Consider the following 12,342-nt stretch of genomic DNA (forward strand, 5'->3'; position numbering starts at 1 on the left):
AGATATTTGACTCTTTTTAAGCACCCTAGTTTGTTATAACGCCTAGACCAACATCACGAACAACAAACATCTCTTTGCCGTCCCTAATCGCTAACACTAACTAAGTTTATTCATGAGTGTTCGTTTGCGTTAATGGGTATGACGCTCTTGGCTTTCAGCTTCTCTAAACATAAAAAAACCGCGCTATTGCGCGGCTTTTAAACAAATTAACAATCCACGTTTAGTGGTAAACCTGCCAGCTTAACGTGCTAGCTCTTCTAAGAAGTGTCTTACACTTTTGGCAATGCGGGGATAATTTGCTTCTGCACCTTGCCACAGTAGTAAACCATCTTGGCCAGCTGCTGCGCGTGTTGAAATTGGCTTGCCATCAAAGTGTTTTTGGATAGCTTTGCTGTTAACAATATTGTGTGTGTTAATTAAAAACACTTCACGTTGGAGCCCTTTGCTTGCCGGGTAAGTATCTTTGACCAGCAACAAACCATCAAACTCACTCAATTCTATTTGCAGGTAATTCTCATCGGACTGCTGAACAGGTTCGCCAATGATTGCTTCGAAAGATGCATCTAAATAGCTGATCAGGGCAATTTCAAGCTCACCATATACCGCCTTTAGCTGCTCTTTATTTTGGTTTCGCTTGTAATCACTAACGGCATTGCTCGCTAGGTTTTGTTGCAACCGTTTGATGCTATTAGCAAGGCCATTATTCGTTTTCGTCAATCGTTCAATAGCGAAGCCTAAGCCTTTCTCGGTACTGCCATACTTTTCTTTTGCAGCAATTTCTGCATCGCGAATACCGCCATATCGATAGGATTTAATCTGTTGCTTATAGCCATCTCGACCGGTCGATTTATTGTAGCTAGCACCTTGATTCATTTTCTCTTGGCCAATGGCAGCAATAGCGTTGTTGACCGCAGACATGAGTCCAGAGTTCTGGGCAAATGCCTCTGAACTGCCTTTTTCCACCGAGATTTTCGCTGTAAAACAAAAACCTTCTACCGATTGCCCTATTGCGATAGAGGTACTTTTCGTCTCAACGGGCTGCTCACAGTTACCTTCTTTCATTTTCGGCTTTTCAAAGTGCTTGTCTTTGAGCGCTTTTTTAAGTGGTGCATTGCCATTTAGAAAAGTCGCAAGCTGTGCAGAAAGATCTTTGACGCGCTGTTCGCTGTCGGCCAATTTTTGAATGGTGCTATCGCGCTCGTCATACACCACCTGCATATCAGCAACGTATGCGGTACGGTTCGCTTCAAGCTGCGCCAGCTCAGCAACGTTGTTAGTCTGCTCTAGCTCTTTCTGGGCAATTTCTTGTCTGCGTAACTGCCGCTTTGCCTCAATGCCGTCAACAATCGTGTTGATGTAAGTTGCATACTTTGTTCGAACGCTTTTTGCTTCGATGCCATCGTATGCCAGCGGTAATTCCAGTGGCTTGATGGTGTCAATCGTTTCCAAGTCGACGTAACGTAACTTAAGGAGCGACGTATGCTCTTCCAAGTAGGTATCAACTTGAGCCTGAGCTGAAAGTTCGATTTCATACACCGAGCGTAATACTTCGTTGTCGTTCTTCTCTACCCAAGTTGGTTCAAGCGGCGGGTGATCCTTTTTCAACACAACATCGCTGCCAAAAAAGGCATGTGCAGATGATGACATCGCCATCATTGATGCAAAGCTTAAACAAAGAATGCTAGTTCGCATTACTCTTCCTTATAAAAACGGGTTAGTTTGATAGGAGCGCCCATGTGCTGGCATTGCTCCTTTTAAAATCAGCGTCAATTGCCGTTACGGGCTACTGTGCTTTGTAGCCACGCCGAACGACAGGTACGAATAAACGATTTATTTACGCAATTTATTTTGAAAAAAAGAAAAGCGTGTTTGCCACGGCAAATGACCAAACAGCCAAAGATGCCTGACACACTCAATTAGGTTGCGTTAAATTCGTCAACTCAACGCATAGCCAAAACCTGGCGTTAAGAATGGCGCCCAAAGGCGTTCACAAGGCAATTGTTCGCCCCTTTGTGTTGACCTAAAGGTTTGATAAGCCGAGCACATTAGCATCAAAAACCAATCATCAACAGGCGCACTAAAGATTTAATTCATGGCCGCTGTAAACGATTCAAATTGAATATCATCTGTTCAATTTTTGATGTGTAAAAATTGCTCGTTTCTGGATAAGACTGCTGAACATGTTGAAGCAACTCGGTGGCATGTTGAGCCGATACGCTAGTGCCATATAAGAAGACCATTTCGATATAGCGATCTAGCCCGATTGCCAAGCTTGTATTGGAGCTCGGTGGTGTTAACGAGAAGCCTTGCTCACGCCACATGGAAATAAGCGCCGATGAAGTTGCCGTTGACTGACCCAACACTTGCTCCATGTAAACGGTTTGCGCTAAAAAATCTTGCTCAGAAAGTATTTGGTTTAGTGGAGCTTGTCGCACGAATTCAAGTTGTTCAGGAAAGGATCCGGCAATCATCCAGTGCCACGCCATCACCTCAATATTGATGTAATAAATACGTTGGTCTTCAGGTATTTCACCGTAGCTAGTCGTTACCATATCAAGGTATTGCGCCTCAAAGTCGGCGTACTGCTGTGTTAGAGCGCCAATACGCTGCTGATCGCGCTGCAGAATTGCGAGTGTTAATTGAGCTAACAGCAGGCCACTGTGATGAACTTCAGGATCCATGGTGTAAACCGATGATTGGGCGGAGTTGACGACTTGCTCCGCTTGATCAATTTGGCCGAGTTCAATCGCTCTGATGGCTTGCACATTCAACTGTTGGTTCAACGGTGCGCTAGAAGCCTTATATTCCGCCGTTAACGATTGTTGCTTGCGTTGCCAATGGGCAACTTTTTGATGATAGCTTTCCCCTTCTAGTGGATTCATCTCCGCATACAAGGCGGCAAAGCTTTTACGCACCTTGTAGTCGGTCGACTGAAACAACTGATTTTGTAGCACCGTGTAAGCTTGGTTATCTGGGTAATCGAATACCAGTAAGCCGACGCTTCCTAAATAGTTCTGTTGACTCACATTTAGCGTTTGACGGCGCTGATAAAGCGCATCGACCGCTGGCCGTAGCGCCTGCTTGAAATCAGGGTTTAAAGGGGTAGTCATCACCACATGATTGAGAAATCTAGATGATGGGTAATGCTGAATAACAATGTTGAATAGCGCCAATTGGTCATCGTCGCTGAGTGTTGACCACTGCTGCGTTTTTACTAACGCGGCAAGCATTTTTCTTACTTGATCAATTTGCCGTTGCCGAATTTCCGGCTCAAAAGGCATCACAATTCCAAACGAATAAATGGTAGCGATAAGCTTTTGAGCCGGCATGGTCTGAACCGATGCTGCTAAATCAATGTCTGCGATTAGCGCTCGCGCAACATCCGAACCGGCTGCTTCAGTCGGTAATAACTGAGGTTGCTTCAATAGCTCAATATCGTGATGAAAAGAACGAGAGAAATAGCCTCGCCCTTCTTCTTGTGCCAAGCCTTGCGCTCGTAAATACCACGCTTGCCATTGCCACAGTGGATTTTGTGCCTGCATGATCGGTTGGAGTCGTTTCAATACCTCGATGGCTAGCGCAGGCTGATTACTTCGGACTAAGCCTTTCACCAGAATCATGCCGGTTTTAATACGTGCATCAGCTAACAGCTGAGCTTCATGTTCCAACCAGTCGTGCGTTGCAGCTTGGTACAACTCTTCCACAGTAAGCGATTGATAAACATAACTAAGAGATGGCAAGTTGGCATTCATGGTTCGCTCAAAGTGAGTAATCACCTGATTCGCGGAACGTTGCTCAACTAAAAGCCGCTGCGTGTGTAGATACGAAAGGATAGAAAAACCCAGCAAACCACTTAACAACAATCCGATTGCCGTCGCTTGCCACGGATTTTGCCGGCAAAACTTACTCGCTCGATACCAACGGTCGGCGCGATAACCCAGGACGGGCAATCCTTGCCGCCAATTTCTGAGTTCGGCTAATAACGCGCTGGCGTGCTCAAAGCGTCGTTCTGCGTTGTGATCCGTTGCTTTGGCAACAATCCAGTCGAGCTCTTGGCGCTGTTGACGCGAAAGCTCAACGCAATCGCTCAATATTAATTGAAGTAGCAAGCCAAGTGAGTACACATCAGATTGAGAATGGTGCCAGCGCCCTTGTTGTTGCTCCGGTGATGACCATTGCTTGGAAAACCCTTGTATATAGCTGCCCTCGCCCTTGTTTAACCCAACATCATCAATTCCTTTGGCTAGCCCTAAATCGATAATTTTCAGCTGGTTATCCGAGCTAATCATAATGTTTTGTGGCTTGAGATCAGCATGGAAAATATGCTTCCGATGGGCATAACTCATTGCACCCAGTAGCTGCTCACATAACTGGTAGCGGCACGACAGAGAAAGCTTCGGCAACTGTTGCGCTAAATAGTCGTCGAGGGTGTCGCCTCGAATCAGCTCCATCACGATGCATGCCTGCCCTTCCAACTCCGACACACCATAGACCTGGCAGATATTGGCGTGATTCAGCTCGATTAAACTGGCCGCTTCTCGATAGAAATATTTGTTGAGGTCGCCTTGTGCAACCACGTCATTGCGCAATAGTTTTACCGCCGCATGATGCAACGTTTGGTCATGGCGCCCTTTTACCTGCTGATGAGCGGCAAACACACGCCCCATTCCGCCTTTGCTCGACAACATGCTGGTGATCTCAAAGCCCATCACCTGTTTGCCAACATAGTGTTGCTCATCAACTGCGCCAGCACTTAATCGTTGCTGGAGCCAGTCATCCTCCATATCGGCGTCAGTGCCGAGCGACAGCATGCCAGCTAAATCCTTCGCGAGTTTTGCATCCGTTTCCGATAGCGCCAACAGACGCTGCTTCTGCTGTTGCTGATCAAGCGCCAACAGCTCAACATATAGCGCTGATGCATCCATTAACTAGACAACCGTTTTTTCAACCAAGCTGCAGCAAAGCGCACGTCGTTATCAACAGTTCTTGGGGAAATATCGAGTAGATCAGCAATTTGGTAGTTGGCGACAAATGCAAAATGTTTGAATTCAAACACCTGAAACTGACGAGGGTAATGCTGCCTTAGTTCCTCCAACGCGCAGTAAAGATCATGATTTGATTCGAATTGATAATTCAGCGCTTGCGGTAAAAGTTGTTGAAACTCGCGCAATGCAGCTTGTTTGTTTTCGTTTTCTAGCGCCACTTGATGATGCGGTTTACCGAACAGTAAATGCCACACAGAAATCCTGACATACTCAAAGAATTCACGCCGATTCTCGATTGGCGTTTCATCATTTCGCCACTTATACAGTTTAACAATCGACTCATTCGCCAATTCAGTCACCGAGCTATCCTGCAATAAGGTTTCCGTTGGCCTGCGCGACTGTATGAGCCGGCTGATAATGGATCGAACATCCTGATAAGCGTGCTCGATCAATTCTTTGCTGGCATTTTTATCTCGGCTTTGCCAGCGGAGCAATAGTTGGGTCGCATGCTCTACTTCGTTCAACGACATCTAATCAACATCCATAGCGATATTTCGCTAACAAACAACACATTAACAGCTTGCGAGAATACGTTTTCTATATCGTTATATCCACGTCTATCGACATTCAGGTTTGCCGGCTGCGGTCTGGTGAATTCTGTATTAACGCATTTTCTCGCTCCATTGAGTTTAAAATGCATAAAGTGACGGAATTGCCCTGCTGTTTGTGCCTTATTGTGAAGTCATGTGAACAATGATGCGCTTTGCATACCGATTTGGATTGGCAATACGGGCTATCTCGACTAGGATCGCAGAGTGTTTTTTGAAGCCAATATTCTCAAACAAGGACGAACGATGAAAAGTAAACTTTTAAGCTTATTCCTAGGCTTAGTTCTCATACCCTACAGTTGGGCACTTACCGCACTCGATCAGCCAACACTCGAAGCTGCACTCAACACCATGGCCGATATAACTGCTTTAGCAGAACAACACCCTGAGTGGGAAAATCAAGGCGAAGAACAGGACTTCTTTGCTGATGATGGCTCCGGCTTTGTCGGTCACTTAAAATCCGTTGGTGCTTATGATGAAATCAACAAAATTGCTAAAGAACATGGCTTTAGCAATATTGAAGAAGGATTTGATGTCTTTCGTCGCGCCATGCTGGCCGGCATGACCTTGCAATTCGAAGCAATGGGCATGGATTTTCAAACCTTAACGACATCCATCACCCAGCGCATGGCTGCGATGCAGCAAAATGGCGCGTCTGCCGAAATGCTTGCCGAACAACAAGCGCAACTAGATGAATTTAACAGCATGGCCGCGGCCATGAGCTCAATTTCAGACAACGATAAAGCAGCAATGAAGCAGCATGCCAGCTGGTTTTTCCAAACGTTGGAACAAATGGGACTGGAAGGCGCGCAATAATTCACGCCACAGTTCACGCCAGTACGATGAAGAGTTGATCTTGAAGCATTTTAGCCAAACTGGTTTCCTGTCTTCGCGCAACAATACCGTCAGCCAAGCGCTTGTTTGGCTGACATCACCATTCTTATAGTTAACTTCGCCATTCTTTGCTTACTCAACTAATATCAACTACAAAACAAGATGTTAGTAAGACACTTCAACTTATGGAAACAACCCGCTTGGCTTCTTTTCCTGCAATATATAGGTGCTTCGGCGCAGTTTTAGCGTGGTTAGTTTTGGCGCAGATATGTCTTTATCACCCGATCAGTACCGCTCGCGATTTAAGTTATCTCTCAGAGCAAGAGCAACTCTGGATCCAACGGACGCCCAGCATTCGTGTTGCTCCCGATGCCAATATCTATCCGTATGCATTTATTGGTGACAATGGTGAGTTTGCAGGTATTTCTCGAAATTATTTAAACGAAATCAGCAAACTAACAGGTATTACATTCAAATATCAGCTTGGCCTCACTTGGTCACAAATGATGGACGGCATTGCTAATCATGATATTGATGTTGTACCCATGATTTTTGTTGATGACGCTAAACGCAGCTTCATCAATTTTTCCAATGACTACATCCATCACTCAGAGTACTTATTTACCGATGAATCGGCGCCGAGATTAGGCTATACATCAGCACTGAGTGGCCGCTCAATCGCTGTGGTAGAAGGCTTTCAGCTCGAGACTTGGCTATCACAACGCTACCCCAATATTCCCTTGGTTCGCTATAAGTCCGTCGCTCATTGCTTGCGAGCGGTGAATACTGGCGAAGTATTTGGCACCATCATTGATTTACCAACGGCGCTGTACCTCAAGAAAACGCTGCAATTATCCAATGTTAGACAAAACATGCAGATATCTGAGAGGCGTCACATTCCCATTCATATGGGCATTAGCAAGCAACATCCGTTGCTCACCAGCATTATCAATAAAACCTTAAAGAAAATTCCTTTAGCCACGAAAAACGCCATTGCCAGACATTGGTTGGCCGATAGTCAATCCAAGCGGGCATTAACGGGTGCATTCGGGTATGGCCGGCGGCCATTTATGTATGACCAAAGTTCCGAGTTAGGCGCTGAATTTGCGGTAGTGCGCCATGTATTGTCGCAAATGGGTTACCGCATCAATCGGGCAGAACAGATCCCAGTTTCTCGATCCGTTAGCGTATTGAATGATGATGAAAGTATTGATTTTTCCGTCACGCCATATCTTCCAGATGATGATGATTATTACTACTCAGAGCCCTTTATTGATCTAGAAGTGGCGGCATTAACGCAAAAGAAAGATGGCATTAATTTGGCATCAATACAGGACTTAAAGGGCCTGAAAGTTTCGGCCTATCGAAGAGCCAAAGAACAACTCGATGAGGAGTATTTGCAATTAATTGAAGCCAATCATCTGGAGTATATGGAATACACGTCAATTCCAAATTCGATCGATCACTTCCTTAAAGGCGATGCTCAGGTACTCGTTAGCAACCCAAAAATGTTGCATTGGGCAATACAGCATTCCGGCACCACCAACATCAAAACCGAAGACATCAGCGAGCATCAGATCTTTTCACATCAATATGGGCTGCGAGTAGCGTTTCGCAATGAAACGCTAAGGGACAAATTTAATACAGCGCTAGCGCGCCTTAAGAGCACGCCAGAATATTCCGACATTCTAAACTTGTATTTCAATTCGGATTTCACTCTACAAATAGAACGCGCCGACTTAATCGCTGAGGTTATCGCGCCTTATGTGTTCAACAATGACATCAGCGGCTTAAATAGTATTCTCCATATCTTTCAGCAAGACAGTAATATCAAGGCGATTCGAGTTGAGTCAGAATCACCTAAATCGGTGTTAATACGGCTACAGCAACACAATGGCGAGTTGACTGCCGTTGAAGCCATTAATGCCGAAGATCTCGTCGTTATATCGAAAGAAAGTTATTACCAAGAAGCGGGCAGTAGCTTGATGGTCGGCCGCATACATCTGTATTTACAAGCCGATACACCACAACAAATCAATTCAGCGCACATACCCGATCTCTCTCAATTTAATTTTCTGAGTAGCGAACAGCTGACTTACTTACGCCAACGTTATGAGTCTTACGGTCTGTCCGGCCAGTTACTTAATCTCACCTACGAAGAACGCTCGTGGTTAGCCCAAAATCCGGTGATTCAAGTTGCCGTTGACCCAGCCGCATTGCCACTGGAATCATTTGACGGAAATGGAAATTTTATTGGCATCGTTGCCGATTACCTCTCGCTTCTCAGTGAACAAAGCGGGATTGTGTTCGAGCCCGTCGAGGTGGCGAGTTGGAGCGAGTCAGTCACACTGATTGAGCAACGAAGCACGCCCATGGCATCTGCTGCCATTGGCAATCCCTTGCTGGCATTGGACTATTTAGCAGCGCAACCTTTTGTCACATCCGATGTTGCATTTGCCATTCACCAAAGTGCAGCTGATCGTTACTCGCCCGATCAATTAACTGGCCTTAAAATCGGCATCATTCGTGGCGCGTCACAAACAGACGTTATTATGGATAACTACCCAGGTGTTGATTGGCAACTTCTCGACAACACCCAACAAGCGCTGCAGCAAGTTTCATCAGGCCAACTCGATGGCACCGTCGACTCTTTAGTCGTGCTCAATTACCTCATTCAAACCAAAGGGCTAACCAACTTAAAAATCGGTGGGAAATTTAACCATGCGGTTGCCTCAACGCTGTACACCTTGAAGTCAGAAAAGCTTTTGCGCGGTATTATTGCGAAAGCACAACGCACCATTAGTCAACAGCAACGAGACACCATCGTACTCAATTGGGTGCCCGACAATGTTGTTGAAAAAGCAGATTACACCTTGGTTTGGCGAATTGGTGCTGGCGCCTTTGTCATTTTACTGGTGGTAATCGTCTGGAACCGTAAACTGTCAGCCCACATTCGTGCCCGAGAAGCGGCCGAAGCCAAATTGCAGCAGCGCGAACAATTGCTGTTCACCATACTCAACTCGGCGCCCATTGGCGTTGCTATTATGCAACGGCAGGTCTTTGTCTTCTCTAATCAAACCTTTAATGATCTGATTGGTTGCCAGACCGGTGACACCTACCAGCCGGGCAAACATTCCTATTATTGCGATGAAGAGCTGCGTCAACAACATATCCAACTTCGAAAAGACCAAGGGTTTGTTGCCACTACAGAAATTGAATTATGCCGGCCCGATGGCAGCAAGTTTCGCTGCTTAACTAGTTTCAGCGATACCGAGTTTCGCAGCCAACAAGCCACCTTGGTGTGGTGCTACGACATTAATAAAATTGCCCTGTTGACACAGCAACTCAGTCAAGCAAAAGAAGATGCAGAGCAGGCCAACCAGGCTAAATCAGACTTCCTCGCGAATATGAGTCACGAAATTCGTACACCAATGAATGCCATCATTGGTATGACGCATTTAGCACTCAATGGTGACCTTCCGCGTAAATCCAAAAACTACCTACGTAAAGTCGAGCATGCAGCTGCCTCGCTGCTGGGGATCATCAACGACATTCTCGACTTTTCAAAAATCGAAGCTGGCAAATTAGACATGGAAGTGCTGGATATCAGCTTGCGCGATATTCTTGATAACCTGCTTACTCTCATTCAAGTCAAAGCCCAGCAGAAAGGCGTTGAGTTAGTTATTGATATCGGCGCTGATGTACCCAACAATTTGATGGGCGACCCGCTACGTATCAGCCAAATTTTGACCAACTTAGCCAGCAACGCGATTAAGTTTACTGATCATGGTGAAATCATTTTTTCGGTGCGCCTATTACAACAAACAGCCGATCAATGTCAGCTTTGTTTTTCCGTTAAAGATACCGGCATTGGTATTAGCCCTGAACAGCAACGCAAATTATTTCAATCGTTTACTCAGGCGGACTCGTCCACAACGCGTCAATACGGCGGCACTGGCCTGGGCTTGACCATCTGCCGCAAGCTTGTTGAGCTGATGGGCGGTAACATCTGGATTGAGAGCGAAATCGGTCAAGGCAGCAACTTCCAATTTAACGCTTGGCTTAAATTGAATCCGGATCGCGCCGCGTCAAGAGCGCTCGGCTCAGCTAATTCGTTGGCTGATTTAACCGTACTAGTTGTGGATGACAACGAGCCGGCAAGCGAGGTGATGTCATCCATCATTTCATCGTTTGGTTGTGAGGTGTTCACGGCCAATTCCGGCGCAGCTGCCGTGGACATGGCTGTAGCCGCACCAATTGATGTTGCTATCGTCGACTGGAACATGCCGGAAATGGACGGCATAGAAACCTGTCAGCAATTACGACAAAACAAACCGGAGCTGCATTGCATCCTCATTTCAGCCTATGATCATCAAGGTTTTCGTCACAAGGCTGAGCAGGCTGGAATCAACAGCTATCTCCCCAAACCTATTACAGCATCGGTCATTTACAATGAGCTTATTCGTCAAGCAGGCCTTGATTTAGCGCTTTATCAATCCGATGCCGATCAACACAAGCAGCAACAGTTACAACGTCAACAACTCAGCCAATGCCACATTTTGTTAGTAGAAGATAACGAATTAAATCAAGAGCTAGCATTGGAGTTACTGAGCGATTTGGGCGTCTCCGCCAAATTGGCAAATAACGGCGAGGAAGCCATTGCAATGGCCAAGCAGGAGTCATTTGATGGCATCCTGATGGATATCCAAATGCCAATTATGGATGGTTATTCAGCCACGCAAGCGATTCGAAAATTTTTACCCGATTTGCCCATTATTGCCATGACGGCCAATGCCATGGCCGGTGATCGTGAAAAAGTACTGCAAGCACAAATGAACGATTATATTTCCAAGCCTATCGATTTCGATGCCATGATAGCCACGATGGCCAAGTGGTTTAACGCCGGTAGCGCTCCCCGCGCGGAGGCTTCTGACATAGAACAAACCACATCACCGCAGGAACAGGCTGATGAACTGGCCGTGCTTGATCAACAAGCAGGGCTTTCTACCTGCAATAACAAAGTCGCGCTCTACCACAAACTGTTAGCAAAATTCATTAGTGGTCAGGCTCAATTTGCTAACGAATTCCGCCAAGCTTGGGGCGAATTAGACTGGCAAACCGCCACGCGCTTGGCCCATACCTTAAAAGGCAACGCTGGCAATATAGGCGCCCTGCAATTAAGACAATCAGCCGATGTGCTTGAGATCAATTGCCAGAAAAACCTTGATGCTGGCGCGACTCCCAATAACGACTTTGAAGCCAGCAACGAGCACATCGAAACCTTATTGCTCAACTGCGACAAGCACTTACAGCAAGCTACAGATAAAATTCAACAACTGCTCGACTCGAGTGCTGACTCATCGTCAAGCAACGCTTCATTGAGCCAAGATGGCATCAACATTCTTGCCGAACACATCAACAAGGTGCGACTACTGCTTAGTGATTACGACGCTGAAGCCGTCGACTTAATCGAACAGCTGGCGGAATACGACTACCCCGCCGCTATCGCGCAGCAGTTAGAGCGTATTGAGCATCATGCTGGCGAATATGATTTTGATACCGCACTGGCCGAGTTAGAGCAACTCGCGATCACCATAGAACAACTGAACATATAAAAAAGCCCGCAGTACTAGAGGCTGCGGGCTCATCAAAAATGGGATGCTATCGGTTTGCTTTATGCTGTTACGTTCTTCTGCCATTAAAATCCTGCCGCCATGCTCTTTTGAAGCACCGGGAGAACCTGATCTAACGTACCTTTTGGGTAGCCTTCAACACGTTTCCCGTTGGGCAATCTGTTTCACCGGGATGGCCAGTTAATACAGACTGTTGATTTACAAATAGTCTAACCAAGGCTTCTGAGTGAGTGTCACCAAATTACGCTAGAAAACAATATTTATTAGCGATATAAGTCACCA

5 protein-coding genes are annotated in these 12,342 nt (G+C 46.1%); 2 read left to right on the forward strand and 3 right to left on the reverse strand.

Annotation, left to right across the window (positions count from 1 at the left end; translation table 11 throughout):
• Positions 1-240: 240 nt before the first annotated feature.
• The 3 genes from K0504_RS12960 to K0504_RS12970 form a co-directional block, all read right to left on the reverse strand.
• Positions 241-1,692 (reverse strand): hypothetical protein, encoded by a 1,452-nt coding sequence (locus K0504_RS12960; RefSeq protein WP_220104622.1) that lies wholly within the window; start codon positions 1,690-1,692, stop codon positions 241-243.
• Between the two features lie 398 nt (positions 1,693-2,090).
• Positions 2,091-4,925, reverse strand: coding sequence for a serine/threonine-protein kinase (locus K0504_RS12965; protein ID WP_220104623.1), 2,835 nt, complete (start codon positions 4,923-4,925; stop codon positions 2,091-2,093).
• Positions 4,925-5,515, reverse strand: a complete 591-nt coding sequence (locus tag K0504_RS12970) for an ECF-type sigma factor (protein WP_220104624.1) — start codon at positions 5,513-5,515, stop codon at positions 4,925-4,927. The genes K0504_RS12965 and K0504_RS12970 overlap by 1 nt, the downstream gene beginning before the upstream one ends.
• A 324-nt stretch (positions 5,516-5,839) precedes the next feature.
• Between K0504_RS12970 and K0504_RS12975 the strand changes: the two genes are divergently transcribed.
• Both K0504_RS12975 and K0504_RS12980 read left to right on the forward strand, forming a co-directional pair.
• Complete coding sequence (locus K0504_RS12975; protein WP_220104625.1) at positions 5,840-6,409, forward strand: hypothetical protein; 570 nt, start codon at positions 5,840-5,842, stop codon at positions 6,407-6,409.
• A gap of 203 nt (positions 6,410-6,612) precedes the next feature.
• On the forward strand, positions 6,613-12,042 hold the full coding sequence (locus K0504_RS12980; protein ID WP_220104626.1) for a response regulator: 5,430 nt from the start codon (positions 6,613-6,615) through the stop codon (positions 12,040-12,042).
• Positions 12,043-12,342 lie beyond the last annotated feature (300 nt).

The sequence above is a fragment of the Neiella holothuriorum genome (assembly GCF_019457915.1).
Taxonomy (GTDB): Bacteria; Pseudomonadota; Gammaproteobacteria; order Enterobacterales; family Neiellaceae; genus Neiella; species Neiella holothuriorum.